The sequence below is a fragment of the Sporosarcina sp. P18a genome, assembly GCF_002743135.1.
Lineage (GTDB): Bacteria > Bacillota > Bacilli > Bacillales_A > Planococcaceae > Sporosarcina.
Genome location: NZ_PDYQ01000001.1, coordinates 820,231 through 847,157 on the forward strand (window position 1 = coordinate 820,231; position 26,927 = coordinate 847,157).

General features: G+C 42.4%; 30 protein-coding genes. 2 read left to right on the forward strand and 28 right to left on the reverse strand.

Translation table 11 applies throughout. The features are described from left to right. Nucleotides 1–12 precede the first annotated feature (12 nt). Nucleotides 13–1,440: a dihydrolipoyl dehydrogenase gene (gene lpdA / locus CSV75_RS04050; protein ID WP_099674846.1), complete on the reverse strand. Its 1,428-nt coding sequence runs from the start codon at nucleotides 1,438–1,440 to the stop codon at nucleotides 13–15. Between the two features lie 100 nt (nucleotides 1,441–1,540). Next, nucleotides 1,541–2,635, reverse strand: a complete 1,095-nt coding sequence (locus tag CSV75_RS04055) for a Leu/Phe/Val dehydrogenase (protein WP_099637475.1) — start codon at nucleotides 2,633–2,635, stop codon at nucleotides 1,541–1,543. A 210-nt stretch (nucleotides 2,636–2,845) separates the two neighbouring features. On the opposite strand from CSV75_RS04055, the gene CSV75_RS04060 reads away from it, so the two are divergent. Beyond that, nucleotides 2,846–3,088, forward strand: a complete 243-nt coding sequence (locus CSV75_RS04060; protein WP_099674847.1) for a DUF2627 domain-containing protein — start codon at nucleotides 2,846–2,848, stop codon at nucleotides 3,086–3,088. Between the two features lie 15 nt (nucleotides 3,089–3,103). Here the strand turns inward: CSV75_RS04060 and CSV75_RS04065 are convergent, their stop codons facing one another. The 26 genes from CSV75_RS04065 to CSV75_RS04185 form a co-directional block, all read right to left on the reverse strand. Further along, the gene (locus CSV75_RS04065; protein ID WP_099674848.1) at nucleotides 3,104–3,823 is read right to left on the reverse strand and encodes a glycerophosphodiester phosphodiesterase; all 720 of its coding nucleotides are present in this window, start codon (nucleotides 3,821–3,823) and stop codon (nucleotides 3,104–3,106) included. Next, the gene (locus CSV75_RS04070; protein WP_099674849.1) at nucleotides 3,816–5,369 is read right to left on the reverse strand and encodes a flagellar assembly protein A; all 1,554 of its coding nucleotides are present in this window, start codon (nucleotides 5,367–5,369) and stop codon (nucleotides 3,816–3,818) included. The genes CSV75_RS04065 and CSV75_RS04070 overlap by 8 nt, the downstream gene beginning before the upstream one ends. Nucleotides 5,370–5,893: 524 nt before the next feature. Then, nucleotides 5,894–6,691, reverse strand: a complete 798-nt coding sequence (gene spo0A / locus CSV75_RS04075; protein WP_099674850.1) for a sporulation transcription factor Spo0A — start codon at nucleotides 6,689–6,691, stop codon at nucleotides 5,894–5,896. A gap of 229 nt (nucleotides 6,692–6,920) precedes the next feature. Then, the gene (locus tag CSV75_RS04080) at nucleotides 6,921–7,874 is read right to left on the reverse strand and encodes a SpoIVB peptidase S55 domain-containing protein (RefSeq protein WP_099674851.1); all 954 of its coding nucleotides are present in this window, start codon (nucleotides 7,872–7,874) and stop codon (nucleotides 6,921–6,923) included. 110 nt (nucleotides 7,875–7,984) lie between these two features. Next, a complete protein-coding gene (recN, locus tag CSV75_RS04085; protein ID WP_099637501.1) occupies nucleotides 7,985–9,685 on the reverse strand; it encodes a DNA repair protein RecN in 1,701 nt (566 codons plus the stop codon). Nucleotides 9,686–9,701: 16 nt separating this feature from the next. After that, complete coding sequence (gene ahrC, locus CSV75_RS04090; RefSeq protein ID WP_099630063.1) at nucleotides 9,702–10,151, reverse strand: transcriptional regulator AhrC/ArgR; 450 nt, start codon at nucleotides 10,149–10,151, stop codon at nucleotides 9,702–9,704. 77 nt (nucleotides 10,152–10,228) lie between these two features. Then, complete coding sequence (locus CSV75_RS04095) at nucleotides 10,229–11,050, reverse strand: TlyA family RNA methyltransferase (RefSeq protein WP_099672194.1); 822 nt, start codon at nucleotides 11,048–11,050, stop codon at nucleotides 10,229–10,231. Beyond that, on the reverse strand, nucleotides 11,047–12,945 hold the full coding sequence (dxs, locus tag CSV75_RS04100; RefSeq protein ID WP_099675333.1) for a 1-deoxy-D-xylulose-5-phosphate synthase: 1,899 nt from the start codon (nucleotides 12,943–12,945) through the stop codon (nucleotides 11,047–11,049). The genes CSV75_RS04095 and dxs overlap by 4 nt, the downstream gene beginning before the upstream one ends. A 142-nt stretch (nucleotides 12,946–13,087) precedes the next feature. Further along, on the reverse strand, nucleotides 13,088–13,972 hold the full coding sequence (locus CSV75_RS04105; protein WP_099674852.1) for a polyprenyl synthetase family protein: 885 nt from the start codon (nucleotides 13,970–13,972) through the stop codon (nucleotides 13,088–13,090). Then, nucleotides 13,965–14,207 carry an exodeoxyribonuclease VII small subunit gene (locus CSV75_RS04110; RefSeq protein ID WP_099630066.1) on the reverse strand — a complete coding sequence of 81 codons (243 nt, stop codon included), beginning with the start codon at nucleotides 14,205–14,207 and terminating at the stop codon, nucleotides 13,965–13,967. Before CSV75_RS04110 ends, CSV75_RS04105 begins: the two co-directional genes overlap by 8 nt. Nucleotides 14,208–14,209: 2 nt before the next feature. Continuing rightward, the gene (gene xseA, locus CSV75_RS04115) at nucleotides 14,210–15,559 is read right to left on the reverse strand and encodes an exodeoxyribonuclease VII large subunit (RefSeq protein WP_099674853.1); all 1,350 of its coding nucleotides are present in this window, start codon (nucleotides 15,557–15,559) and stop codon (nucleotides 14,210–14,212) included. 63 nt (nucleotides 15,560–15,622) lie between these two features. Further along, on the reverse strand, nucleotides 15,623–16,492 hold the full coding sequence (gene folD / locus CSV75_RS04120) for a bifunctional methylenetetrahydrofolate dehydrogenase/methenyltetrahydrofolate cyclohydrolase FolD (RefSeq protein WP_099672191.1): 870 nt from the start codon (nucleotides 16,490–16,492) through the stop codon (nucleotides 15,623–15,625). A gap of 78 nt (nucleotides 16,493–16,570) precedes the next feature. After that, nucleotides 16,571–16,945, reverse strand: coding sequence for a transcription antitermination factor NusB (nusB, locus tag CSV75_RS04125; protein ID WP_099630069.1), 375 nt, complete (start codon nucleotides 16,943–16,945; stop codon nucleotides 16,571–16,573). 434 nt (nucleotides 16,946–17,379) lie between these two features. Further along, entirely contained in the window at nucleotides 17,380–17,766 is a 387-nt protein-coding gene (locus CSV75_RS04130) for an Asp23/Gls24 family envelope stress response protein (protein ID WP_099637498.1), read from the reverse strand. 16 nt (nucleotides 17,767–17,782) lie between these two features. Beyond that, nucleotides 17,783–19,129 (reverse strand): acetyl-CoA carboxylase biotin carboxylase subunit, encoded by a 1,347-nt coding sequence (gene accC, locus CSV75_RS04135; protein WP_099674854.1) that lies wholly within the window; start codon nucleotides 19,127–19,129, stop codon nucleotides 17,783–17,785. 13 nt (nucleotides 19,130–19,142) lie between these two features. Next, the gene (accB, locus tag CSV75_RS04140; protein WP_099674855.1) at nucleotides 19,143–19,649 is read right to left on the reverse strand and encodes an acetyl-CoA carboxylase biotin carboxyl carrier protein; all 507 of its coding nucleotides are present in this window, start codon (nucleotides 19,647–19,649) and stop codon (nucleotides 19,143–19,145) included. A gap of 279 nt (nucleotides 19,650–19,928) precedes the next feature. After that, nucleotides 19,929–20,480, reverse strand: coding sequence for a SpoIIIAH-like family protein (locus CSV75_RS04145; RefSeq protein WP_099674856.1), 552 nt, complete (start codon nucleotides 20,478–20,480; stop codon nucleotides 19,929–19,931). Continuing rightward, nucleotides 20,467–20,889 carry a hypothetical protein gene (locus CSV75_RS04150; protein ID WP_144034763.1) on the reverse strand — a complete coding sequence of 141 codons (423 nt, stop codon included), beginning with the start codon at nucleotides 20,887–20,889 and terminating at the stop codon, nucleotides 20,467–20,469. Before CSV75_RS04150 ends, CSV75_RS04145 begins: the two co-directional genes overlap by 14 nt. Before the next feature lie 63 nt (nucleotides 20,890–20,952). After that, the gene (locus tag CSV75_RS16220; protein WP_158231587.1) at nucleotides 20,953–21,120 is read right to left on the reverse strand and encodes a hypothetical protein; all 168 of its coding nucleotides are present in this window, start codon (nucleotides 21,118–21,120) and stop codon (nucleotides 20,953–20,955) included. 9 nt (nucleotides 21,121–21,129) lie between these two features. Further along, nucleotides 21,130–22,029 carry a stage III sporulation protein AE gene (locus CSV75_RS04155; RefSeq protein ID WP_158232006.1) on the reverse strand — a complete coding sequence of 300 codons (900 nt, stop codon included), beginning with the start codon at nucleotides 22,027–22,029 and terminating at the stop codon, nucleotides 21,130–21,132. Nucleotides 22,030–22,064: 35 nt separating this feature from the next. Beyond that, nucleotides 22,065–22,442, reverse strand: coding sequence for a stage III sporulation AC/AD family protein (locus CSV75_RS04160; RefSeq protein ID WP_099630076.1), 378 nt, complete (start codon nucleotides 22,440–22,442; stop codon nucleotides 22,065–22,067). Beyond that, nucleotides 22,443–22,652 (reverse strand): hypothetical protein, encoded by a 210-nt coding sequence (locus tag CSV75_RS04165; protein WP_029054553.1) that lies wholly within the window; start codon nucleotides 22,650–22,652, stop codon nucleotides 22,443–22,445. A 492-nt stretch (nucleotides 22,653–23,144) separates the two neighbouring features. Next, complete coding sequence (gene efp / locus CSV75_RS04170; RefSeq protein WP_099674858.1) at nucleotides 23,145–23,702, reverse strand: elongation factor P; 558 nt, start codon at nucleotides 23,700–23,702, stop codon at nucleotides 23,145–23,147. 23 nt (nucleotides 23,703–23,725) lie between these two features. Next, entirely contained in the window at nucleotides 23,726–24,787 is a 1,062-nt protein-coding gene (locus tag CSV75_RS04175; RefSeq protein WP_199171315.1) for a M24 family metallopeptidase, read from the reverse strand. Further along, complete coding sequence (gene aroQ, locus CSV75_RS04180) at nucleotides 24,781–25,227, reverse strand: type II 3-dehydroquinate dehydratase (RefSeq protein WP_099674860.1); 447 nt, start codon at nucleotides 25,225–25,227, stop codon at nucleotides 24,781–24,783. The genes CSV75_RS04175 and aroQ overlap by 7 nt, the downstream gene beginning before the upstream one ends. 70 nt (nucleotides 25,228–25,297) lie before the next feature. Next, nucleotides 25,298–25,723, reverse strand: a complete 426-nt coding sequence (locus CSV75_RS04185) for a hypothetical protein (RefSeq protein WP_099674861.1) — start codon at nucleotides 25,721–25,723, stop codon at nucleotides 25,298–25,300. Between the two features lie 122 nt (nucleotides 25,724–25,845). On the opposite strand from CSV75_RS04185, the gene CSV75_RS04190 reads away from it, so the two are divergent. Next, nucleotides 25,846–26,835 carry a DUF1385 domain-containing protein gene (locus CSV75_RS04190; RefSeq protein WP_099674862.1) on the forward strand — a complete coding sequence of 330 codons (990 nt, stop codon included), beginning with the start codon at nucleotides 25,846–25,848 and terminating at the stop codon, nucleotides 26,833–26,835. Nucleotides 26,836–26,927 lie beyond the last annotated feature (92 nt).

Consider the following 26,927-nt stretch of genomic DNA (forward strand, 5'->3'; position numbering starts at 1 on the left):
CCACTTCCTCCTTTACATGTGAATGGCTAGCCCTTCAACCGCTAATGCCGCTTCACTGAACGCTTCAGATAATGTCGGGTGAGGATGAATTGCCGAGGATATTTCCCAAGGAATTGCATTCATTACCATCGCCAAGCCCGCCTCAGAAATCAGATCCGTAACGTGCGAACCCATCATATGGACACCGATAATATCATCCGTTTGCTGATCCACAATGACTTTCACGAAGCCATCTGCATGACCGTTAACTAAAGCTTTACCGTTTGCCTTGAATGGGAATTTGCCGATCTTTACGTCAAACCCTCGATCTTTTGCTTGTTGCTCGGTCACGCCAACTGCCGCAGTTTCTGGGTAAGAGTACACACAACGTGGTACTAGATCGTAATCAATGGGATCCAGCCGTTTTCCTGCTATATGTTCAATTGCATGCAATCCTTCATGTTCCGCCACATGCGCCAATTGAAGTCCGCCAATCACATCACCGATTGCATAAATATGCTGGTCTTTTGTTTGATAATGTTGATTCGTTTGAATGGAGCCCTTTTCGACTTGAATATCCGTATTTTGTAAACCGATATCATCGATAACTGGTGCGCGTCCAACAGACACCAACATCTTCTCGCTCGTGATGGACTGTTCATCATCACCCAGTCTATAAGAAATCGTGACCTCACTGTCGTTCTTTTGTAATGACTCTGTCAACACTTCCGCACCTAATATAAACTTCACACCGCGTTTTTCGAGCGCTTTATGCATAGCCATAGCTACTTCATGATCTTCAGTTGCCAATATCTGCTCCAAACGATCCAAGACTGTCACATTCACGCCGAAATCTACTAGCATAGAAGCCCACTCAATACCGATCACACCGCCGCCAATAATCGTAATCGAAGATGGAAGCGCATTCATTAATAAAGCTCCGTCAGAAGTCAGTACAGACTGTTCATCTACTTCAATTCCAGGTAATGATCTAGGTTTTGACCCAGTAGCAATTACGAGATTTTTTAGAATCAATATTTCATTCTCGTTCCCATTATCCATTTCCACGGAAATAGTTCCAGGCATTGGAGAAAAAATAGAAGCTCCTAGTATTCTACCCGTCCCACGATAGACATCAATTTTACCTTTTTTCATCAAACCTTCAATGCCTGCATGCAATTGATCCACGATTTTACCTTTACGTTTTTGTACTTGCGAGAAATCCAATGAGACGTCACCTGTATTCACGCCGAATTCATTCGCTTCTTGACGTGTTACGCGGTAGACTTCTGCACTTTTTAGCATCGCTTTACTCGGGATACACCCACTATGCAAACACGTACCGCCAAGTTTGGATTTCTCTACAATTGCTGTCGTCAAACCTAATTGAGCCGCGCGAATGGCTGCTACATATCCACCAGTTCCGCCACCTAATATCACTACGTCATATTCTTTACTCAACGTAAAGGACTCCCTTCGCTTACAGTATTGAAATAAATTTAGACAGACGAGTGTAGCGGTGGACAGCTCCCCTGCCTACCGCTATGACTCATCTGCTAGATTATTTATTTGATATAATACTTTTTTCGTTGCGCAAGAATGTACTTCTCAATGCGCCAACTCTTGCAATGCGTTCTTCTGCCAAACGGTCTGCAGCCTGGTAGGATGGAATGCCGTCTCGTTTTGAGATAGCGAAAATCTTTAGGATTGTATCGTAAATCCCTTCGACTCGCTTTAATGCACGTTCTTTATTGTAACCGATCAATTCATCCGCTACATTGATGACGCCACCCGAGTTGATCACGTAATCTGGAGCGTAGACGATGCCCATTTCATGTAAGCGATCGCCATGTTCCGGATCTTTCAATTGGTTATTAGCAGAACCCGCAATGACTTTTACTTTCAATTGTGGAATCGTTTCATCGTTGATCACCGCACCAAGAGCACATGGAGCAAAGATGTCCGCTTCTTGTGAGTAAATTGCATCCGTCGCAACAGCTGTTGCCCCGAACGCCTCCACTGCACGCTGGACTGCCGCTTCATTGATATCCGTAACAATCAATTTTGCGCCTTCTTCATGCAAGTATTCACAAAGTGTATAGGCAACATTTCCAACACCTTGAACCGCAATGGTTTTACCTGCCAATGAATCATCGCCGAATGCTTCTTTCGCAGCGGCTTTCATTCCTTTATAGATACCGAGCGCAGTAACGGGGGAAGGGTTTCCTGACGTGCCTTCTCCTGAAGAGATACCTGTAACAAAATTTGTTTCTAAATGGATTAAGTCCATATCGTATTCAGTAGTCCCCACGTCTTCCGCTGTAATATAGCGTCCGTTTAGCCCCTCTATGTAACGACCCAATGCACGGAAAAGCTCATCGTTCTTATCCGTTTTCGGATCTCCTATTATAACCGTCTTTCCGCCACCAAGATTCAGTCCTGCTGCAGCGTTCTTGTACGTCATTCCTTTAGCCAGTCTCAATGCATCTTCAATCGCATGTTCTTCGCTAGCATACGTCCACATGCGTGCGCCACCAAGTGCCGGTCCAAGTGTCGTATCATGAATTGCGATAACCGCTTTCAATCCCGATGTCTTGTCATAACAAAGCACCAGTTGCTCATAGTCGTGATCTTCCATGTACGTAAACAATTCCATAAGTATCCCTCCAGGCTAGTAAAAAATATAAAGATTCGTGCGTCTAGTTCTGATTCTAAATTTCCCACGGCAAAAATGCAAATTTGACACATTTTGGATATTACTCCGCAGCAGGTTTTGTAAACAATCTACCTATATCGTACATGATGGCAGAGTCCTTGACAATCCATGACCACACGGTAAAATTAAATTGGTAAGGGGTTGAAGGATATGATACGTCTTGCTGCGTTTATTGTACTGTTGATTCCAGGGATTGCAGCGGCCCTAGGAATAAAATTAATGCGTGATTCATTGTTCGGGCATCTTTTTTCGCCATTCCCATTCATTTGGATGCAATTTTTAGGCGGTTTCATACTATTTGCCGCAGGTCTTGGTTTCTTTGCAGGCTTTTTGTTACGCCGAGACCGCAGATCTGGACGGGCAGCTGACAGATTTAAAAAAGACTTGAAATAAAAGGGCCAAGGTACACTACCTTGATCCTTTTATTTTTTTGCGCACACGCTTCGGATAATCCGTAATCCAACCTGTCACTTCGGGGGTATTAGATAAAAAGGATTCTGCACCCGTTACGCCGTACATTCGTAATATCTTCCCACTTTCGAGCAGCTGACTCTTAAACGGATCTTTCCACAATCGCTTATGGAAATGAAAGGCATCGACTTCATATAAATCTAGATTTTGCCAATCGACCGATTTTTTTCTAAGCAATAAAGCGGTTTCCATGTTGGAGTCTAGCTCCTTTACTATACGCATCGTTTCATAATCAAATGAAGAGAGATGGACGGTAGACAACGGTTCCACATAATGCAAAATTTGCTCGAGTGCAACAACTTGCCCATATACCGTTTCCTTTATTTCGACATTCAGCGCCAAATTATGTTCAGAACAGAAAGAAACTACATCAAATAAGATAGGTATGGGGTGACCAAACATTCGTCTGTAACTGCCCTTACCTATTTTAATGTGCTGCAGTTCCTGCGATGTCAATTGATCAATGCGCTGATCAATTCCGGCGAGACGTACTAATTCATTGTCGTGAATCACAACTAATTGACCGTCGCTCGTTTGCTGCACATCCAATTCGATTCCATCTGCACCTTTTTGTACAGCCCCTAAAAAAGCGCGCATCGTATTTTCAAAATAATGTCCAGACGCGCCACGGTGAGCAAATATTTTACTATCAGACATTTAATACTCCTTCGCTCGTTAGTTCGAAAACACCTTTCGTCACGCGACTCAACATACTCGTTTTATCGCCTATTACAATATGGACGCCAGGATGTGCTTCACGCGTGATTTCAATTTTAGGCGCGCTAGCCACTTGCACAAGTTGCAATTTATTTTTGATTGTCTGATCAAGTGATACAATGTCTTGCCGTTTAACCTGCAATGTCTTTTCTAGCATATCTAACTGTCCATCCGGGAGACTCGCTTTGACGCTCGTCATCTTATCCAGCGTCTGCTCAATTTTCTTCAGTTCCGCATGCTCCGCTTTGAGCTTTTCCGCCAATCGCTGAATTTCTTCCAGCTCCATTTCTTTATTGACACCTTTGACGATCAGTTTCGTTAATCGTTCATGGCTATTGCCAACCGTTGCACATTCAATAGAAAACATCGCTTCTGCAACACCACCAATAACACGACCTTTATGTTTATCAATACAAATATGATCACCGTATAATTCAGATCCAAGTGAATAGAGGCCGATGTTGACTCGTTCCCCATAAATTTTGCAGTTATTCGCATGTTTTACAAAAACATTTTTCTTCGCCTTAATAACGGTTTCTCCTCCACCAAACACGCCGCCTTTAATATAGACATCGCCTTCTTCAGAGTAGATTTCCTTAGCGTTTGTTACACCTTCTTTTCCTTCGATAGAGATATCCCCAGTAGCATTGACCGAGAAGCCCGCCAAAACCGTTCCCATTACACGCACTGAACCATCAAACGTAATCGATCCCGTTTTCGTACCCACGTCATCCGGAATGATCAATTGCTTACCGACACTAATTGCTCCGTTCAGTTCTTCGAGTGCTCCGCCATGCAAAGCACGTAAGACGATTTTGCCATCTTCCTCAAACTCCCCGACGGATTTTCGATCATAGACCAGTTTCATATCCTCGCCCTTTTTAGCTGCTATCGGTTCACCAAAGACGTTATAGCCTTCAAACCCTTCTTTAGCAGGCGTCTTTTCACCCAACCATTCATCTTTCACAATCGGTGTCACGAAATTTAACTCATAGTGATCGACAGAGCCATCATCGCGAAGAATAGGTTTACGATCTGGCATCGCAATATACTCGACCTGTGCATCTTCCCCTTTAATAGGTTCTTTACCTACCGCAATAATTATTGGATTGCTCGGAAGATACGCCAGGCTGAATAGACTTTCTTTATCATAGCGTACTTCTCTCTGATCGAGTATTTCTTCCGCCTGCTTCAGAAACTGCTCTTTATTTGCAAGAAATTCTTCATTCGTTGCATGAATATACAATTCTACTTTCATTTTACTAGGTGATATATATACTTCGCAAGGTGCGGAATACGACCCAATTTCATGCTGACCTTCCGTTTGAAGTGCTTTCATCAGCTCTTTGAATGAATTCAGTTTCAATCTAGGAATTTTAGAAGCCAGTGCGTCAAATGATTTAAGTGGATATCCAGCTTTCTTCGTATTCATGATTACTTTATTATTTTCTTCCAGAAGTTCAAAATGTTCATTTTCAACTAACAACGAAATCCCTCCCTCTTTATTTAGTAGTATAGAAGATTGCAACACACTACAGGTAGCTCTTTTTGCGAGTACCCCACGTAAATAAGCATTTTCTCACAGCATCATTCGGTTTTTTTACCCTAGGAATCAAATATAGACTTTATACCCACGATACGATGGTTGCAGAGCTCATGCATACACCACTTCTTGAATTATGACAGTTTGGAATTAAAGCCCATTTTAGTTCGATTGCAGAATAGTGAAGTATTGAGCGGCTAAACAAACTTTATGAGCGCTTTGAGCTGAATATAGAGCGGATGCGAATGAGGTGTGAGCGCTTACAGGAAGTGAAGAGCGGTTGCAAAGAAAGTATGAGCACGTACACGAATGAATGAGACAAAACGAATTCGCGCTAAAATTATTCACCTTCCCATCTAACACTACACAACCACAACGTATCTTCCCTTACCCAAGTACAAACGAAAACCAACTAATACATCCGATTAGTTGGTTTGCATACACTCTCTATCCTTCTATTACTTCAATCAGCTCACCATATGCTCCAAACGGATCTTATCCGCAATCATCGCAATAAATTCGCTATTCGTCGGTTTGCTTTTTAAATGATGTACTGTATAGCCGAACGTCTTCGAAATCAAATCGTAATTTCCACGGTTCCACGCCACCTCAATTGCATGGCGAATTGCTCGTTCCACACGGGATGGAGTCGTATTATACTTTTTCGCAATGTCTGGGTAGAGAATCTTCGTGACCGATCCGAGCAACTCCACATCACTATAAACCATCTGAATTCCCTCGCGTAAAAACGCATAACCTTTAATATGAGCAGGTACGCCGATTTCTTTGATCATCGACGTAATCGCCGTATCGAGTACCTTCTGAGTTACAACACCTGTCTGTTGTACGGAGGATTCCTGCACGACAAATGAAGGCGTCGTATTTTTCGGTTTCCCAGCAGCTTTAAAGATTTGCCCGATTAAGCGGTCAAATTCAAACGGCTTCAACATGAAGTACGAAGCACCAAGGTTTGCGGCTTGCGACATAACGTTTTCCTGTCCGAAAGCCGTCAGCATCATGATTTGCATATCTCCCATTTTATTCGTTTCATTCAGTGTCTCTAATACTCCAATACCGTCGAGATGCGGCATAATAATATCCAACAATAAAATATCGGGACGCTCTTCTTCTAACAATGTCAAGCATACTTGCCCATTATTCGCTGTCCAAATCACTTCTATTTCATCGTGCTTCTCAAAATATGACATCATCGTTTTCACAAGTTCTTTATTATCGTCAGCAATTGCTACTTTTATATTTTCCATTACCCATTCCCCCTGATTTAAAATCGGACATCCATTTCTTTCTCCCGCTGTTTCTCTCCTATTATCGTAAGTCATATATTTGACGATTTCTACATTTACTTAATTTTTCACTCAAAATGATACTTCTGAACGATGCTTTCTACCTATTTCGACTTTATTCCCTTTTCTTTGTATCGAACACCTATACGAAAAAACAGCCTGTGCATTTTTTTAGGCACAGGCTGCTTTTTCACTTCTCATTCGTTCTCATCGTCTTTAGAAAAAGCGCGGCCCCTTTTTCTGGCTCGTCCACGAACATATGCGTAATCGCACCGACAAACTTACCGTTCTGGATTACAGGACTACCACTCATACCTTGCAGGATTCCGCCCGTCTTACTCAGCAGTTTCTGGTCAGTCAATAGGATATGGAATTGTTCTTCTTCTATCTTCGTAATTTGGATGGAGAATTTTTCTACAGTAGAACCTTCCACTGTGGTGTAAATTTCTGCGGGCCCGATCATCAATTCAAACGGCTGCATAATTTCAAGCGGTTCAGACAACACTTTATTATGAGCATTTTTCCAATGACCAAAAATTCCATACACGCTATTGATTTGAATATTTCCGAGGAATTTATTCTGATCAATAATCGAGGAGATTTTATACCCTGGAATCCCTGGAGAACTTTTCTTGATTTGACTGATTTCAGATAAATAAATCGCGCCTTTTTCAAAAGACGGAGCAGACTGCAACGTACTATCAATAATCTGGTGCCCCAGCGCACCATACGTGCCGCTTTCCGGGTCGACGTATGTCAACGTTCCTGTACCTTCCGTTCGATCCTTCAGAAAAGGCGTGACGCGCTTAATGAGCGACTTATCTGCTTCAATGGTTTCATTCTTCCCATTACGCAAAATGTCGAGTACCATCGTAGCACGATCTTTTTGTAACGCCCGTTCGAAATGAACGAGTTGCTTCGTATCCGTACCGTTCAACTGGCGAATGATATCCCCTTTTTTCAACCATTCCTGCTGACTCACCTTGACGTCACTTGTTACATAAATACCACTTAAATCCATTTGAATACCAATGGAATCACCCATCGGAATGAGCGTTTCTTCATTTGCTAATGAAATTCCAGGCACTAGGCAGAGCATCAGGACGAGTGCTAAAAGCGTTTTGAAAGATTTATTCCATCCCATGTTTCACCTCCTCAACGAAAGATACCTTTGGTATGTCCTTTCGAAGAGAAAGTATGAAAGGGTAAAATAAACAGTGTCATTTTCCATGGAAAACGTTGTGAATTCATACTTTATTTGCGGAATTCCTTTTTGCGTTGATCGGCTAAAATTAAAAGTTCTTCAGCATGTTGAAGCGTCAATGTCGTAATTTCCGCGCCCGACAGCATGCGTGATAATTCTTCCGTACGTTCTGTTTTCATCACGTCATGAATCGCCGTTGTGGTACGACCATCATGCACTTCTTTTTTGATGAGATAATGATGATCTGCCATCGCGGCCACTTGCGGTAAATGCGAAATACATAACACTTGTGAATGGCTGGAGATCATAGAAATTTTTTCTGCGATGGATTGCGCTACGCGTCCACTGACTCCGGTATCCACTTCATCGAAAATAATCGATGTAACACCTTGATGTTGAGAGAAAATCGTTTTCAACGCCAGCATCATTCGGGATAATTCGCCACCAGACGCCACTCGTACCAAAGGTTTGAGCGGTTCTCCTAAGTTTGTGGAAATCATAAATACGACTTCATCAAATCCATTGGCATCGAATTGATAAGGTTGTTTTTGGTGAATCTGTACTTTGAATGTAGCTTTTTCCATATACAACTGCTTCAACTGCTCTTCAATTCCTTTTTCAAGAGACAGTGCTGCTTTTTTTCGAATAATCGATAATTCATTCGCTTCAATTTCAAGATCTTTTACGTATTGTGCCAATAATTCTTGATTTTGATGCAATCTTTCGTCACGATTGACCAGTTGATCGAGTGCATCCGCAATTTTATCGCGATAAATCAAAATATCTTCAAGTGATTTCCCATATTTTCGTTTCAATGTCAAAAACAACGCTAATCGATCTTCGACAAATTCTAAACGCTCTGGCTGGAATTCCATGCCATCGATCATCCTTTTTAAATCATGTGAAACGTCTTGAAGCGCGTAAAATGAAGAATTAACTGTTTCAGACATCGTTTTGAGATCTTCATCAATCGAAGCTGCTTCTTCGAGATCACTCATCGAATTACCAACCCAATCAAGACCATGCGACTCTAAAGACAATGCTTCATATGAAGTATTCAAGCGATCAAATAACCGATTAAAATGTTGAAGCTTTACAAGTTCAGACTCCAATTCTTCTTCTTCACCGATCATTAAATTCGCTGCATCAATTTCTTCTAATTGGAATTTGTATAAATCGATTTTCTGCGCGATTTGTTGTTCATCTTGTGTTTTCGCCGCAATAAGTTGCTGAAGTTTTTTATATTTCTCATATAATTCGGTATATGTAGACATGGAACGTTCAATAGGTGCCCCAATAAAGAAATCTAGCAAATGAATATGTCGCTTTTCATTCATTAATTCTTGGTTTTCATGTTGTCCATGGATGTCGATCAGCAATGCGCCAATCTCACGCAATATAGCAATGGTCACGAGTTTACCATTAACGCGACAAACAGATTTCCCGCTGGCACTTATATCCCGGCGTAAAATCACGATACCTTCTTCCGTATCAATACCAAATTCAGTCAATTTCTCTGTTACATTTTCAATATTTTTATCGATGGTGAAAAGTCCTTGAAGCTCAGCTTTTTTCGCACCGTGGCGAATGAATTCCTGTGAACCACGGCCGCCAGCGAGCAGCTGAACAGCATCAATGATAATGGACTTCCCAGCACCCGTTTCGCCAGTCAGCACCGTTAGTCCATCGTCAAATGCGATTTCAAGTTGTTCAATAATAGCAAAATTTTTAATCGAAAGTTCGCTTAACAAAGAAACCTCACCTCGCTTATAGCATTGATAATAATTTATCTTTTACGTATTCTGTTTGAGATTCTTCACGACAAATGATCAAACAAGTATCGTCACCGCAAATGGTTCCAAGCATTTCATCCCAGTCCAAGTTGTCGACAAGTGATCCAACCGCTTGTGCATTACCGGGAAGCGTTTTCAACATGATAAAATGACTTGCACTGTCGATGCCAACGAACGCATCCTCAAGCATACGCTTTAATTTTTCTTCCGTATTATAGCGATGGATAGGAGGGAGACTGTATTTATAATTACCTGAAGGTGAAGGTACTTTAATCAAGTGCATTTCTTTAATATCACGCGAAACCGTCGCTTGCGTGACATCGGCTCCAGCGGCTTTTAAGCTCTCGACTAGCTGATCCTGTGTTTCTATTTCATTGTTCGTAATAATCTCTCTAATACGTAGATGTCGTTGTCCTTTATTCAATTGAATTCACTCCGATTCTGTTGAGTCCATAAACAAAATTATACTAATCATCTAAAAAACGCGCAACTCATTGCGCGTTATGTTAAATCATTATGTGCCTGTTTGACCAATTGCTTGAAATCTTCCGTAGTAAAATCAGTCATTGCTCCGTCTTCGGCTACTAAATAATACAAGAACTCAATATTGCCTTCTCCACCCGTAACAGGCGAATATGTAGCACCTTTAACGGAAAATCCTTCCGTCGCTGCCATCGCCGCGATTTTCTCCAATACTTCTAGATGTATTGCTGGATCACGGACAATACCTTTTTTACCGACTTTGTCTTTCCCAGCTTCAAATTGAGGCTTCACTAGCGCCACCACTTGTCCGCCCGGCACAATAATATTTTTAAGTGCTGGTAAAATCAAGGATAACGAAATGAATGAAACATCGATCGTCGCGACTTCCGGTAATCCTTCCGTAAATAAATCAACCGTCGCATGACGGAAATTCTGCCGCTCCATCACTGTCACTTGTTCATGCTGACGAATTTTCCAAGCAAGTTGATTATAGCCAACATCCAGTGCATAACAATGTTTGGCACCGTTTTGCAGTGCACAATCCGTGAAGCCGCCTGTGGAAGCTCCAATATCCAGGACAATCTTTTCTTTCACAGAAATAGGAAAAGACACCAACGCCTTTTCCAGTTTCAAGCCACCACGACTTACATATTTAATCGCGGGTCCTTTTACAGTCAATGGAGCATCCACTGCAATTTTTTCTCCCGCTTTTTCAATTCTTGTAGTATCGGAGTAAACAAGCCCCGCCATGATGGATCGTTTTGCTTGTTCACGGGATTCAGTCAATCCACGCTCTACCAGCAACAAATCCACTCTCTCTTTTTTCACTGATGTACTCATACTTTCGCTCTTTCTGCTGCTTGCTGAATAGCCGCTGCTGTCACTTCTGCTACGTGATCAGGTGTCATATGGACTTCGATAAGTAATTTATCGACACTACCGTGTTCAATGAATTCATCCGGAATACCGATTCTTTCAAAGATTGTGCCTGTATGACCCACTTGCTCTGCATACTCCAACACCCCACTGCCGAATCCACCAGCAAGAACAGCTTCTTCGATTGTAATGATGGGTTTGCCTTTAGCAAATAGTTCATCCAGTAAATTCGTATCCATCGGTTTAATGAAACGCGCATTCACAATCGCGACATTTTTGCCTTGTAATTTTAATTGTTCAGCAGCCGAGAAAGCCATGGGGATCGTTGTACCGAACGTCAAAATCGTTGCATCTTCACCTTCTTGCAACACTTCCCATGTGCCGATTGGAATCGTATGAAGTTCTTCATCCATCGGAACACCATATCCATTACCGCGTGGGAAACGAAGTGCAATTGGACCTTCATCGTAATCGATAGCTGTCTTCACCATGTGTTGGCCTTCATTTTCATCTTTCGGCATCATAATGACTAAGTTCGGCAAATGACGCAAGAATGCGATATCAAATACACCATGATGCGTTTCACCATCAGCCCCAACCAGTCCTGAACGATCAATACCAACAAAGACATTGAGCTTCTGGCGCGTAATATCATGCAACATTTGATCGTATGCACGTTGCAGGAATGTCGAATATATCGCGAGGAAGGGTTTCATTCCAGTTGCTGCAAGTCCCGCAGCCATAGTCGTTGCATGTTGTTCCGCAATCCCTACATCGAAGAAACGATCTGGGAATTCTGCTGCGAAAGATTCAAGTTTCGATCCTACAGGCATAGCCGGAGTGATCGCGACAATACGTCGATCAGCTCTCGCAAGCTTGCGTACCGTTTCAGAAACCAACCCACTCCAAGCAGGGCCATTAACAGGGGATTTTACAAAATCTCCCGTTTCAATCTTATAAGGTCCCGTACCGTGCCATGTACCGATTTTATCTAACTCGGCTGGGCTATAGCCTTTACCTTTTTTCGTAATCACATGAAGTAATACCGGTCCTTCCATTTTCTTTGCATATTGAAGAGAACGCTCCAATTCTACAAAATCATGGCCGTCAATCGGTCCCAAATACGTGAATCCGAGCTCCTCAAAGAAAATCCCGCTCACTACTAAATACTTCAAACTGTCTTTCACACGTTCCGCAGCCGTTGCGACTCTACCGCCTACTGCCGGGATTTTACGCAAGAGGAATTCGAGTTCGTCTTTTACATTATTATACTTGCCAGCTGTGCGTAATTTTCCGAGAATCGAGTGCAGTGCGCCAACATTTGGTGCGATAGACATTTCATTGTCATTTAGAATGACCGTGAGATTCGTTTTCTCGTGTCCAATATGGTTCAATGCTTCAAGTGCCATACCGCCCGTTAAAGCGCCATCACCAATGATCGGGATGACATAACTTTTTTCTTTTTTAATATCTCGTGCCACAGCCATTCCCATAGCCGCTGACAAAGACGTTGAACTATGGCCAGTTTCCCATACATCATGTATGCTCTCCGCCATCTTCGGGAATCCGCTCAATCCTTTATATTTTCTAAGAGTGTCAAACTCGCCAGCACGGCCTGTAAGAATTTTATGGACATATGACTGATGCCCTACATCCCATATAAACTTGTCGGTTGGGCTGTCGAAAATTTTATGCAATGCAATCGTTAATTCGACAACCCCCAGATTCGGTCCGATATGCCCGCCAGTAACCGATAAATTTTCAATTAGAAAATGACGAATATCCGCCGCCAATGATTCTAACTGCTCTTTATCGAGCTCTTTTATAAAAGATGGATTGGTAATCTTTGTTAGATCCATCATGATCACACACCTTCATCAAGTAAGTAGGTCTTTCTATTTGCTCATTCGCACTATTTCCTGTTCATTCGACCAAGTAGTTGCTGTTTGTTTTCTACATTATAACAGTAACAACGTGCGACACAAATATAACGGTTCCAAATTACATTTTTCGCTCAATAATGTAATCTGCTAACAATTGCAACATAGACTCCCCTAAGCCAATGGACTGCAACGCATGTAACGCTTCTTCATGACGTGCTTTTAATTGTTCGCGAGCCCCATCTAACCCTAGCAATGAAGGATATGTTGACTTTTCGCTTGAAGTATCACTGTTAGCTGGTTTGCCGAGCTGCTCGGTAGTTGCTGTCACGTCTAAAATATCATCTTGAATTTGGAAAGCCAATCCAATGTTGTGGGCGTATCGGCGAAGTTGCTCGCGCTGTTCATCAGTAGCCTGTGCTAGCACAGCACCCGCTTCAATACAGTATGAGAGTAATGCGCCCGTTTTATGAATATGGACTTCTTCCAATTCTGCTAAAGGCAATGATTGCTGTTCGCCTTTCATATCGAGGACTTGTCCTTTAACCATTCCTTGTGCGCCCGAAGCTTTCGCCAGTAATCCAACGAGCTCAATTGCTGCTGCGGGTGGTGTTTCCTGAAGATCTGCAAGCGCTTGGAATGCCATTGCCTGCATCGCATCGCCCGAGAGCGTCGCTACATCCTCACCGTACACTTTATGATTCGTTGGTTTTCCTCTTCTAAAATCATCATCATCCATGCATGGTAAATCATCGTGGATCAATGAATATGTATGTATCAATTCGACAGAAGACGCCACTTTTACTGCATCCACCGAATCCTTTTTCATATCAAATAAAACAGCCATAACCAATAACGGCCGTATTCGTTTGCCACCCGCGTCTACTGAATACATCATGGATTCGTGCAAAACGTTAGGAATATCGGACTTCGCCAGTTGGTTTGTCAATTCACGTTCAATTTCAGGAATCATTTCATCGACAAATGCTTGTAATTTATCATTCATTCGGCTCACCTGCTGTTGGGTCAAATGAGGATTCATTACCCTCTTGATCAATCATGCGAATCAATTGTTTTTCTGCATTTTGCAATTTCTTCTGGCAATAAGCTGAGAGCTCCATCCCTTGTTTATACAACGTAATCGTGTCATCCAAAGGTGCTTCACCAGCCTCCAACTTCTGTACAATTTCTTCTAACTGGTGCATTGCTTGCTCGAATTGCATATTTTTCTCTTCTGCCATCCTTACTCGACCTCCTTTGGAATGATTTCTTCCACTTTAGTGGAAATAGATCCGTCCGCTAATTGAAGCGTCACTAGATCTCCGCTTGCTACATCATGAATCGATTTAATCACTTCCTGATTTTTATAACCGATTGAAAAACCTCTCTCCATTACTTGTAACGGGTTCAAGGCTTGCATCATGCGCATCAGGGCTACGAAGTGTTGCTGGCGCTGTTTAATGGTGTGTTCTGCAGCACGGTTCAAACGCATTTCCAGCTGTTTCGTCTGTTGTTGTTCTAGCTGGATGCGTCGAATCGGTGTATAGTACTGAAACCCCGCATATAAACGATCGAATTTCATCTGTTTCCCCTGAACGATTGCCTCACTGCCGCGTTGCAAGCGATCTTCCAAGTTGTCGAGCTTCTCAATGAATGGTCGATATAAACGTTCCGGATATTGGAGCGGATAAGACGCTTGTGCCGTTTCTAATCGCTTATTCAACTGATTTATTAAGGTCTGGACCGCCAGATAGATCGAACGTTGCTGATTTTTCAAGTGTTGGAATAATTGAAGCTGATCCGGCACGGCCATTTCAGCTGCCGCAGTCGGTGTCGGTGCACGTAAATCCGACACAAAATCTGCAATCGTCGTATCGGTTTCATGTCCGACTGCACTAATGATCGGGATCCGACTGGAGAAAATAGCACGTGCTACGTCTTCTTCATTGAATGCCCAGAGATCTTCAATGGAGCCCCCGCCACGGCCAACAATCAATACATCGACATTCGCCATGTGATTCGCTTGTTCAATCGCTTTCACAATAGATGGAACGGCTGTGCGACCTTGTACGAGAGCTGGAAACAGATACATCTCCGCCATTGGAAATCGTCGGTTGATTGTCGAATACATGTCACGTAGCGCAGCACCTGATTCAGCTGTAATGAGGCCAATTCGTTGTGGTACTTGGGGAATAGGTTGCTTGAATCTTTCTTCAAACAATCCTTCTTGCTGAAGCTTCTTTTTCAACTGTTCAAAAGCTAGATACAGCGCTCCAATACCGTCTGGCTCCATTGTGTGTACATAGAGCTGGTATGATCCCGCTGTTTCAAACACGGTCACATCACCTGTAATCAGAACATTCATTCCGTTTTCAGGCTTAAATTGAAGTGTGTTGGAACGGGAACGGAACATAGCTGCCTGAATTCTTGTTTTATCGTCTTTTAATGTGAAATAAATATGTCCGGACGGATGAAGCTTAACGTTCGACAATTCACCTTTTACATATACGTTACGTAAATGTGGATCAGCGTCAAATTTACGTTTAACATATTTCGTTAGCGCTTGAACGGTTAAAAAAGTTTGATTGGACATGTTTCCGTCACCTGCCCTTTTATGTATAGAGAGGCGCTCCAAAAGAGCGTCTCTCGTTCAGAATTACTTATTTTCCGTACGTACCTTTAATCTTTTTTCCGCACTTTCGACAGTGTTTTTCAATAACATCGTAATCGTCATGGGACCTACTCCGCCTGGTACGGGCGTGATAGCACTTGCCTGTTTTTCTGCTGATTCATAATCAACATCTCCACATAGCTTACCGTTTTCATCACGGTTCATACCGACATCAATTACCACTGCGCCTTCTTTGATGTAATCCCCTGTAATGAATTTAGCTATACCAATTGCGACGATTAAAATATCCGCTTGTTGCGTGAATTTCTTCAAATCTTCCGTACGGGAGTGACAGTACGTCACCGTTGCATCTTTTTGCAATAGAAGTTGCCCCATCGGTTTTCCTACAATATTACTTCTACCAATAATTACGGCGTGCTTGCCTGCTATATCTACGTTGGAACGCTCAAGCAATTGCATAATACCATAGGGTGTACATGGTAAAAATGTTTCTTGACCGATCAACATTTTTCCGACATTCATCGGATGGAATCCATCGACATCTTTTTCGGGGCTAATCGCGCGGATGACTTTGTTTTCATCAATATGTTTGGGTAACGGCAATTGCACCAAAATACCATCAATCGTCTCATCCTGGTTGAGCTTCTCTACTTCATCTAGTAGATCTTCTTCCGACACAGTTTCAGGCAATTTAGTAAGCACGGATTTCATACCGGCTTCTTTGCTCGATTTCTCTTTGTTTTTTACGTACGTCTCAGATGCTGAATTTTCTCCCACTAAAATAACAGCCAGTCCAGGTTGCACTCCTTGTGTGATTAAAGAAGCGACTTCTTCTTTTAATTCATTCCGGATTTCCTGTCCTATCGCTTTACCATCAATCTTTTTACTAGACATGATTTTCCCACCAAACTTTTTTTATTTGTAATGAAAGTTTATCGAGCTCAAACTTGCTACTAGTAGAGACGTTTTCGGTTATTGGAATTTAGAAAGTACCCCATTAACAAAACGGCCTGACTTTTCGTCACCAAATGTCTTACATAACTCAATCGCTTCGTTCATAATGACCCGATTCGGGACTTCTTCGTTATGAAGGAGTTCATAGACAGCCAATCGTAATACTGTTCTTTCAATCTTTGGCAATCTGTCGATGGTCCAGTTTTCCAATTTATTTGTGATTTCACTGTCGATTTCTGTCAAGTGTTGCGCTGTGCCTCGAACTAGTTGTTCATAAAATGAATCCAGTGGTGCTTCCACAATATAACCGATCGCTTCGTCCACGTTCATCTCACTATTATCTAGCTGAAACAGTGTTTGGATTGCTTTTTCACGTGCTTCTCTTCGTTTCATAATTGTTATCTCCTCTACCGCTCATCTTCAAAACCTAATGATAGCACAAAATGCAGGAAAAGAACTAGTGCAATCAAGCGATTTTATGTCACCTGTTTACATTTCCGGTCAATAAGTTCATAAATATTTGAGCCCGCAATAATTGGTAAAGAGGAAAGCACCATGATCAGCGAGTCAGACGAACACTTTCTCATGGAGCTATGCACTGTCAATCAACCTTTCATAGTAGTTTGACATGTAATTGTAGCTAACGCATGAGGGTATGTGAGTTTCGCCCATCAATCCGTCTACGCGCTCATAGTCCATGCATATCCGCTCATTGCCCACCGAATCGCAATTCATCTAACCCTATATCTAAAACAAAAAACCGAAGACAAACCCTACTGTCTTGATTAGGGGTGTCTTCGGTTATCCGCTCATTCAATTAGACGCACTCAGTCTTCGAAATGAATGCCTGTTATGTGGACATTCACTTCATGTGTTTGAAGTGAAGTCATATTCAAAATCGCTTGGCGAATTTCGTTTTGAATCTTCGTCGCAATCGTAGGGATGGAATGGCCATACTCAATAATGCAATACACATCGATTTTTAATCCTTCGTCTACCCATTCGGTTTTCACACCTTTTCCGTACATCACTTTTCCCAACTTCTCCGCAACACCTGACGCGAAATTCCCTTGGGTAGCAATCACTCCGCTTACTTCTGACGTGGCGATACCAATGATGACTTCGAGTACTTCTGGTGCGAGTTGGACTCGTCCAAGTGCGGCATCTCCAGATGGTGTCATTCCGACAAACGATGCATTTGTTTTATCAGCCATTACACTTCTCCTCCAATTATTTCATGACGTCGTACTTTTCTAGGAACTTTGTATCAAAATCACCGGACTGGAAAATTTCGTCATCCATTAAGTTCGCGTGGAAAGGAATCGTTGTATGAACGCCTTCGACTACGAACTCGTCTAGTGCACGTTTCATCCGAGCGACCGCTTGCTCACGCGTATCCGCATGAACGATCAGCTTTGCGACCATCGAGTCGTAAAACGGCGGAATCGTATAGCCTGGGTACACTGCTGAGTCAACACGTACACCAAAGCCGCCAGGAGGTAGATACATTGTTACTTTACCAGGTGAAGGCATGAAGTTCTTTTCAGGATTTTCTGCGTTGATCCGACATTCAATAGACCAACCATTGAATTGAATATCTTCTTGTTTAAATGCTAATTCTTCTCCTGAAGCTACTTTTAGCTGTTGTTGAATCAAGTCTATTCCTGTGATCATTTCTGTTACAGGGTGTTCCACTTGAATTCGTGTATTCATCTCCATGAAATAGAACTTTTGATTGATATGATCAAAAATAAATTCTACAGTACCTGCACCGCGATAGTTACAAGCTTGAGCTGCTTTAACAGCGGCTTCACCCATTTCTGCCCGCAGTTCAGGAGTCAATGCAGGAGATGGAGCTTCCTCGACTAGTTTTTGCATACGGCGTTGAATAGAACAATCACGCTCACCTAAGTGAACCGTGTTACCGTGTTTATCCGCTAGCACTTGAACTTCTACGTGACGGAATACTTCAATATATTTCTCAATATACACACCCGGGTTACCGAATGCCGCAGCCGCTTCTTTTTGTGTGATTTTAACGCCATTTACTAGCTCATCTTCATCACGTGCTACACGAATTCCTTTACCGCCCCCACCAGCTGTTGCTTTGATGATCACGGGGAATCCAAGTTCTTTTGCAATTTCGAGTGCATGATCCGCGTCATCCACGATACCATCAGAACCGGGAACGATTGGAACTCCTGCAGACGCCATTGTATTACGCGCAACATCTTTTGTACCCATTTTAGAAATAGCCGCCGCTGTGGGTCCGATGAATTCGATATTTACTTCTTCACAAAGTTCTGCGAAGCTCGCGTTCTCCGCAAGGAAACCATAACCAGGATGGATCCCGTCACAGTCAGTTGCTTTCGCAGCACTGATGACGTTTGAGAAGTTCAGATAACTGTCAGTCGATAGACGTGGTCCGATGCAAACTGATTCGTCTGCTAGTTGCACATGTAGCGCCTCAGCATCTGCTTCAGAATAGACCGCTACTGTTTTAATACCCATTTCCTTACATGCACGAATGATTCGTACAGCAATTTCTCCACGGTTTGCAATTAATACTTTTTTCATTAGTTACTCCCCCTTAGTTTTCTCTAACAAGGAATAAAGGCTGTCCGTATTCCACAAGTTGACCGTCTTGCACTAAGATTTCAACGATTTCACCATGTACTTCTGATTCGATTTCGTTGAATAATTTCATTGCTTCTACGATACAAACGATGGATTCAGCTGTTACTTTATCACCAATTTTAACGTATGCTTCTGCGTCTGGTGATGAAGCCTGATAGTATGTTCCAACCATAGGGGAAGTGATTTTGTGTAGTGTTTCGTCAGTTGCAACCTCAGCTGCTGGAGCTGCCGGCGCTTCTGGTGCTGGTGTTGGAGCTACCGCTGCTACAGTTTCCACTGGTGCTTGAACTGGAGCCGGTGCAGCTTGTGGTGTTTGTGGCGCTTCTGTAACCGTTGTGACGGCTTGTCCACCATTCTTCTCTAGTTTAATCTTCCCTCCATCTGATTCTAATGAAAACTTCTGGATAGATGATTGATCGATAAGCTTAATAATTTCTCGGATTTCTTGAATTTTCAACATATCTGATTCTCCTAACTAAATTTTCTTGCTATCGTATACTATGATAGTCGTTTTACAGTAAATATGGAATAGCAAAGACACAAATCATCCTATTATTCTTGAAAAATACCGGTTAGTTGCAAATCTTGTGACAATTTATTCGAAAAAACGATGATGTGTTATCTAGGACCTTTAATGGGTTTACCTATAAGCGTATATTTCTAATTATATGTTGCACCTATTTCAAAAGCCTAATTTTCACTATGTAAAAAAGGAAGCCACATGGACTTCCTTTTGTCGTTATTCTTTTGTTTGTGCAAAATCCACTTTGACGGTTTGCGCGCCATCCCAACTCGACATGACATACTGTGTAATTTCATCCGCCATTTTCGGTGAATGGCTTTCATTCGATAACACCGTCACATTCACTCGATCACCATCTCCACGTACAAACACTTCCGGGTAACCAAGTGCAGCGATTTGCATCTCCATCAACGCTTCTGTCGAACTTACTTTTCGTAACGCAGCAATCTCATTAAAAATTTCATTTTTCTGTTCGGCCGTAAAGTCAGAAGACGTCATCTTCTCTGTCAACTGTTGCACTGTCTCGCTACGTTCGTTACGTACTTCCATACGCATATCTTGGAAAATATACGATTCAGCAAAGACCGGTTTCACTTCTTCCGACTTGCCTTCCTTTTCGAGTAAATTCGTTGCGTCCTTTGTTTCTTTCGTGAAGATTGCAATCCCATCAAACGGCATCGGCGCTTCCTTCTTCACGTAGTAGATTGAAATCACTGCGACTAGACTGAGTAGTGTTAAAAACCAAACTGTTCGTTTATTGGCTTTCATGTTGATTCCCCCTTTTCTTCATTTCCACGATGACGATACGATGTTCAGGCAATTGTAGGACGTTGGCTAAGAGTTGTGAAAGTCCGTTTCGTACAGCCGGATCGTCTGCCCCTTCCGCTACAACGAGCAACCCTCGCAAAGGTGATTGAGCTTTCCCATTGGATGTAGCGGAAAAATAATTGGCTAACGGGCTCTCTTCTTCTTTTTCATCGTAATGAAAATAAACTTTCACATTCCCTAGCCCTTCCATTTGTTCAAGTGTTTCTTCAAGTGTTGACAGCATGCGCTTCTCTTCTTTTTTCTGTTTCTCCCCTCCTACATTCGCCGTACTGGTGATGTATAAAACGCTACACACCATAACCATCAAACCGATCATGATCAATCGGGGTTTCCCTGTGGGCTTTTCCAAGTTCCATCACCAACTCAACGTGAATTAACTAAAATGCATTCTACATTTGCATAATATGTAGCGTCACAGTAACTTATGACTTGCGAATTGTAGAATATATTGCAAAATCCAAATACCGATGGCCACTTTACACAATGGAATAATCATTCTTTCCATTTCACGGCTCGCCAGTAACTGAATAATTAGCGCAATGACTACCAAGTTGGCCAATCCTATTAAAAATACTTCCATACATCCGCCTCATTTCCCGAACGTCATCAGTTTAATGAACGTCACAATGAAAATCGTTGTATAGATGAAAGCGAATGTCAGCAAAAATGAAATGGCGCATAAAACAAACAACGTACGACCAATATCGTCTAGTAAACCGCACACTTCCTTTTGCGAAAATGGTTCAATGATTGCCGCTGTCCATCTAAACATAAAGGCAATACATAGAATTCTAACTGCTGGCAATAGCGCGATTGTCCAGATCGATACGAGCAGCCAAATACTCATATAAGCCGTGGCGCCGGAAGAATAACGTCCGATTGATCCGAGTGTATCTGTCAACAATGAACCGATGACAGGAATGTTATTCTTGATCAGCTCTTTCAACGGCTCATTCATAGCTCCATTCATCGTCCAAGACAGCGCGCCACCCGCTGTAATAAAAATGGAATACGCTGCCACCATGGCGGAAACAAACGCAAGCAATGACGTACGCAATAAATCCGCCATTCGCGTGAAGGCAATTTCTGGTACCAATCGCGTGAAGATATCGAACAACAGCGCCGTTAATAACACCGGCAATAGGAACTTGTCTGCAAAAACGACAGCCCCTTGCGCAAATAACAACATAGCGGGTTGGAAATTCAAGACGCCAAACGTTGCACCAGAAGCCAAAATCATCGCAGCAATTAATGGATACATCCCAAGGAATAATGAAGCAATCGTATGCGTAATGACTTGGATCTGCTCAAAACTTTCCTTGGCTGGCTCAATCAGCAATACTAAAATGAGGATGAGCAACAGAAACCTCGTCCACTTTTGAAACGCCGGAAGAAAGAAATCCACAAGAGAAGCAATGAGCAACATGATGAGCAACAAGAAAAATGGTCCGATGATACCCGCGATACTTTCCTGCAGAATATTCAACATAGTTGTCTCGTCCATTCATTATTGTTAGGATTCGTTCACCAGGGAATGAACGCGTGAATTGTCTCGATCAATTGCGTGATATACGGCAGCCACAATGTCATAATGACTACTTTCATGCTGGTCTGAAACAACTGCCCGAATGCTCCGTACCCCTCATCTTTCATCTGAAGCGACAGAACTTCCGCCACATAATACAGACCTGCACTCACCACTAGTAGCGTCGCATAAGGCGACGGTAACTTTTCCGTCAACGCTAACAATGTCGATCCAAAAGGTACAAGGACCGTGAATAATACATACACTGTAACCAGTAAGAATAGCGTGGTATAAAGAATGGGATGCAAGGCAGGTGCGGCAAATGAAAGCAGAAGCAGCAAGAGATACACGACAAATAATTGAAAGAGAATTGCCATTTACATCGCCATGGATAGCCAGCTAAAGAATTCCGTAATCTCCGTAAAGAATATTCTAAGGAACATCAGCAACTCGATCGAGATGTACAGATACGCTAAAAAAAATAGGAAAAATGAGAACTCTTTCTTGCCTGTTTGCTCGAAGAACACGTGAAGTACCCCAATCACCAACCCGACGCCGGCGATGCGCAATAAGTCATTCAGTTCCATCCCGCTACGCCTCCTCCATAGTCCACTCTATGAAGTAGGCTTCTTAGATATGCAAAAGTATAAATGTATAAAGGACATTGCGGATTGAAAGAGATTAGGCGGAGTTTTTATTGGGGTGGGGATTTGCGCTCTAGGCCGACGCTTTTTTCCCATGGGCCCGCGGTGAGCCAACTAGGTCGCTAGTGCAGAGATGTGCTCCTAACGCATCGCTTATACTCGCAAAAGCCGTTCTTCGTTACCGCTCTTGCTCCCTTTAGTTGTCTCACCTGTCGGGCTGATCCATCGGGAGTCGCCGCCTGAAATGCAAAGAAATGCTCCCAACGCTTCGCTTATGCTCGCAAAAGCCGTACTTCGCTACGGCTCTCGCTTCAATCCCTAATTTTTAAGTGGAAGTCACTTATTGTTTCACATTGAAGGTTAGTTTGTATTCGAACTCATTTCCACGACAAAAAAAGATGCCCCATTACTGGGACATCCTGAATAAGTATTTACTTATGCGCGGGAAACGTATTCCGCTTCTTCTGTGTTGATGACTAACATATCACCTTGGTTAACGAAGAATGGCACTTGTACAACGACGCCAGTTTCCATCTTAGCTGGCTTCGAACCGCCACTCGCTGTGTCGCCTTTAATTCCAGGCTCTGTTTCAGCTACTTCAAGCGTAACGGTCACTGGCAAATCAACACCAAGTACTTCATCTTTATATGTGATGACGTGAACTTCCATATTCTCTTTCAAGAACTTCAGTTCATATTCAAGTTGCTTTTCAGATAGTTCGATCTGCTCGTAAGATTCGTTATCCATGAATACGTGCATATCACCGTCAGCATATAAATACTGCATTTTACGATTATCGATCTGTGCTTTTTCTACCTTTTCTCCCGCACGGAATGTCTTTTCATTCACGTTCCCTGAGCGAAGATTACGCAGTTTCGAACGAACGAACGCTGCACCTTTACCTGGTTTTACGTGTTGGAAATCCATTACGCGCCAAATGTCACCATCAACTTCAATTGTTAATCCTGTACGAAATTCGTTTACTGAAATCATTCGTATTCCTCCATTTTAACCGATTATAAAATAAGCAGTTCTTTAGTAGACTTTGTCAAACGTTCATTACCTGTTTCTGTAATTAGTATATCATCTTCAATCCGCACGCCACCTATACCAGGAAGATAGATTCCTGGTTCAACGGTTACCGCCATATTCGGTACAAGCACCGTTTTAGAACGGAATGATAAGGCTGGAGCTTCGTGAACTTCCATGCCGATCCCATGACCGGTTGAATGACCAAATGCCTCTCCATACCCTTTGGACTTGATATAGTCGCGTGTAATTGCGTCGGCTTCGATACCAGTCATGCCGGGCTTAATTTGTTCCACACCCAGTTCTTGGGCACGTAACGTAACTTCATAGATTTCACGAAGTTTAGCAGAAGGCTCACCGATCGCAACGGTTCTCGTAATATCCGAGATATACCCATTATAGAGGGCACCGTAATCCATTGTAACTAAATCACCTGTCTCAATCACTTTATCAGATGCGACCCCATGTGGTAAAGCCCCTCTTTCACCAGAAGCGACAATTATGTCAAATGAGGAGGATGTCGCACCTTGTTTCCGCATGAAAAACTCCAATTCATTGGCGATTTCTAGCTCCGTTTTACCTGCTTGGATGACCGAACATATATAAACGAATGCCGCGTCCGCGATGGCTGCTGCTTGCTTCAACACTTCGATTTCTTCCGGTGTCTTAATTAAACGTAATTTCTCTATTAAACCTGCGACAGGCACTAGTTTCGCTTTTATCTGTTCGTTATACATCTCAAACTGACTATAACTGAGATCCTCTTTTTCGAAGCCTAGTGTATCAATCTTCATTTCTTTTACTTGATTCGCAACTTCTTGGAGCATCGTGCCCGTATGCTGGACAATGCGATAGCCTTTTAGTTGGTCATTGGCTTGCTCCATATAACGGAAGTCTGTAATGAATACTGCATCATCTTGTGAAACAATTGCAGTCCCAGCAGATCCCGTGAAGTTTGTCATATAGCGACGGTTATACGGATTTGTGATGACTAATGCATCAAGTTGCTGTTCTTTTAGTAATTTTCTTAATTGCTCTATTTTCAAGATGTTCTCTCCTCTCGTTTTAACAAAAACGCTTGGAAGGCAAGATCGTAGCCCGCTGTTCCAAAACCGCACAATTGCCCTGCTGCAACAGGCGCAATGACAGACGTGTGGCGGAACTCTTCACGAGTATGTATATTTGAGATATGGACTTCAATTACCGGAACGGAAATAGAGGCGATTGCGTCACGAAGCGCAATGCTATAGTGTGTAAATGCGCCCGGATTGAAGATGATGCCATCAATTTCTCGATCCCCGGCATCATGAATCTTATTAATGAGCTCACCTTCTATATTGGATTGAAAACACGCGAGCGTGATGTCTGATTCATCCGCTAGACGCTGAATTCGACTTTCAATATCTGCAAGTGTCTCCGCCCCGTAAATATCCGGTTCTCTTTTGCCCAATCGGTTCAAGTTTGGACCATTTAAGAGTAACAGTTCCATTAAATCCCCTCCCACTCATTTTTCTTTCCTATTTTAGCACAATGCGGTAGCGGGACATACTAATACTGTTCTAGCCTATCGTTTTTTTCATGTAGACAGATGTTCCGATGACGAAACGGAAGATCATCGCAAACAAACAAGCAAACGGTATCGATATTTTTTTAATGAACTGTGTCATTGTCAAATCCACTTTGACGTGGATCATCCATTCAATGAAGAGTATTACAATTATTGTGACGATCAATGAAGATACAGTGGGTGGAATCTTAATCGTCAGACGTGCAATAAAGTACAGGATAAAAAACAGCAAGAAGCAGATGACTCCCAATATCACCCACTTAAACCAGCCAGGAAAAGTCGTAAGCATATGAAGTTTTTTTGTCCAGCCTATTGGTGACCATTTTATAAATTTGAAAACTTTTAGGAATTTCAGTGAAATGATAGATAGTACCGCAGCCACAACAGCTGTCCACACATGTGTTGATGTAATTTTCATGACAATACCTCCCATTCCAGTGTCGGGCAATTTATAACTTTTTAAACATCTCAATGGTGCAATTTCACTTTTTTTAGTACAATGGGAATATCGTTTCTTACGACAGAAAGTGTGGGTATGTTATGAGCCAACAGAAAACTCCTCCAGCATACGGAGGTCAAGCACTTATAGAAGGTGTAATGTTCGGTGGAAAGAAGGATACGGTGACAGCCATTCGCCGTAAAGATGATACGATCGAGTACTACCATGTACCGAGAGAATCGCATCCTATACGCACCAAATTAAAAAAAATCCCTTTAATTCGCGGTATTGTCGCGCTAATCGAATCGGCTGGTAATGGTTCTAAGCATTTGACGTTTGCAAGTGATCGCTACGATGTGATGCCTGGCGAAGAAGAGGAACATGCTAAAGAAGAAGAGACGTCGAAACTAGTCATGATGCTTGGAGTGGCGGCAGTCGGAGTGTTGTCGTTTATTTTTGGTAAGTTCGTCTTTACACTTGTACCCGTTTTCTTAGCGGAGTTATTTCAATCCGTGGCACCTAGCAAAACGGCACAAATTATGATCGAAAGCTTCTTTAAACTATTCTTGTTACTTACGTATATCGGATTGATTTCTATGACACCGCTGATCAAGCGAGTTTTCCAATATCACGGCGCAGAACATAAAGTCATCAATAACTACGAAAGTAATATGGAAATGACAGTAGAAAATGTACAGTCGCAATCCCGATTGCATTATCGATGTGGTAGTAGTTTCATTTTGTTCACGGTCATCGTCGGAATGTTCATCTACTTCTTAGTTCCAACCGACCCACTTTGGTTGCGCGTCCTCAATCGGATTTTGTTAATTCCGGTAGTGCTCGGCATATCATTTGAAGTATTACAGTTGACGAATGCGGTGCGCAACGTACCGGTACTTCGTTATCTAGGATACCCTGGGCTTTGGTTGCAATTATTAACAACAAAAGAGCCAGACGACAAGCAAGTAGAAGTTGCCATTGCTTCTTTCGAAAAATTATTGGAAGTGGAAGAACACGGAGTAGGTGTGTTGAATCCCCAACTAGCAGCAGAAACCGAAGAAGAGAATGAGCCAAAACCTCTTCTTTCATAAGAGTAAACAAAGAGCCTCGAATGTATTTTTTACATGTTCGAGGCTCTTATTTTTACAATAATTTTCATGAAAGTAAAAAGGGCCCTTAGCAC

Excerpts from the sequence above, each read along its gene's own strand:
- CSV75_RS04055 (WP_099637475.1), bottom strand. The coding sequence starts at position 2,635 with ATGGAATTGTTTACGTACATGGAAGATCACGACTATGAGCAACTGGTG.
- CSV75_RS04060 (WP_099674847.1), top strand. The coding sequence starts at position 2,846 with ATGATACGTCTTGCTGCGTTTATTGTACTGTTGATTCCAGGGATTGCA.
- CSV75_RS04065 (WP_099674848.1), bottom strand. The coding sequence starts at position 3,823 with ATGTCTGATAGTAAAATATTTGCTCACCGTGGCGCGTCTGGACATTAT.
- spo0A (WP_099674850.1), bottom strand. The coding sequence starts at position 6,691 with ATGGAAAATATAAAAGTAGCAATTGCTGACGATAATAAAGAACTTGTG.
- CSV75_RS04080 (WP_099674851.1), bottom strand. The coding sequence starts at position 7,874 with ATGGGATGGAATAAATCTTTCAAAACGCTTTTAGCACTCGTCCTGATG.
- CSV75_RS04095 (WP_099672194.1), bottom strand. The coding sequence starts at position 11,050 with ATGAGTACATCAGTGAAAAAAGAGAGAGTGGATTTGTTGCTGGTAGAG.
- dxs (WP_099675333.1), bottom strand. The coding sequence starts at position 12,945 with ATGGATCTAACAAAGATTACCAATCCATCTTTTATAAAAGAGCTCGAT.
- CSV75_RS04105 (WP_099674852.1), bottom strand. The coding sequence starts at position 13,972 with ATGAATGATAAATTACAAGCATTTGTCGATGAAATGATTCCTGAAATT.
- CSV75_RS04110 (WP_099630066.1), bottom strand. The coding sequence starts at position 14,207 with ATGGCAGAAGAGAAAAATATGCAATTCGAGCAAGCAATGCACCAGTTA.
- xseA (WP_099674853.1), bottom strand. The coding sequence starts at position 15,559 with ATGTCCAATCAAACTTTTTTAACCGTTCAAGCGCTAACGAAATATGTT.
- folD (WP_099672191.1), bottom strand. The coding sequence starts at position 16,492 with ATGTCTAGTAAAAAGATTGATGGTAAAGCGATAGGACAGGAAATCCGG.
- nusB (WP_099630069.1), bottom strand. The coding sequence starts at position 16,945 with ATGAAACGAAGAGAAGCACGTGAAAAAGCAATCCAAACACTGTTTCAG.
- CSV75_RS04130 (WP_099637498.1), bottom strand. The coding sequence starts at position 17,766 with ATGGCTGATAAAACAAATGCATCGTTTGTCGGAATGACACCATCTGGA.
- accC (WP_099674854.1), bottom strand. The coding sequence starts at position 19,129 with ATGAAAAAAGTATTAATTGCAAACCGTGGAGAAATTGCTGTACGAATC.
- accB (WP_099674855.1), bottom strand. The coding sequence starts at position 19,649 with ATGTTGAAAATTCAAGAAATCCGAGAAATTATTAAGCTTATCGATCAA.
- CSV75_RS04145 (WP_099674856.1), bottom strand. The coding sequence starts at position 20,480 with ATGAAAGCCAATAAACGAACAGTTTGGTTTTTAACACTACTCAGTCTA.
- CSV75_RS16220 (WP_158231587.1), bottom strand. The coding sequence starts at position 21,120 with ATGGAAGTATTTTTAATAGGATTGGCCAACTTGGTAGTCATTGCGCTA.
- CSV75_RS04155 (WP_158232006.1), bottom strand. The coding sequence starts at position 22,029 with ATGTTGAATATTCTGCAGGAAAGTATCGCGGGTATCATCGGACCATTT.
- CSV75_RS04160 (WP_099630076.1), bottom strand. The coding sequence starts at position 22,442 with ATGGCAATTCTCTTTCAATTATTTGTCGTGTATCTCTTGCTGCTTCTG.
- CSV75_RS04165 (WP_029054553.1), bottom strand. The coding sequence starts at position 22,652 with ATGGAACTGAATGACTTATTGCGCATCGCCGGCGTCGGGTTGGTGATT.
- efp (WP_099674858.1), bottom strand. The coding sequence starts at position 23,702 with ATGATTTCAGTAAACGAATTTCGTACAGGATTAACAATTGAAGTTGAT.
- aroQ (WP_099674860.1), bottom strand. The coding sequence starts at position 25,227 with ATGGAACTGTTACTCTTAAATGGTCCAAACTTGAACCGATTGGGCAAA.
- CSV75_RS04185 (WP_099674861.1), bottom strand. The coding sequence starts at position 25,723 with ATGAAAATTACATCAACACATGTGTGGACAGCTGTTGTGGCTGCGGTA.
- CSV75_RS04190 (WP_099674862.1), top strand. The coding sequence starts at position 25,846 with ATGAGCCAACAGAAAACTCCTCCAGCATACGGAGGTCAAGCACTTATA.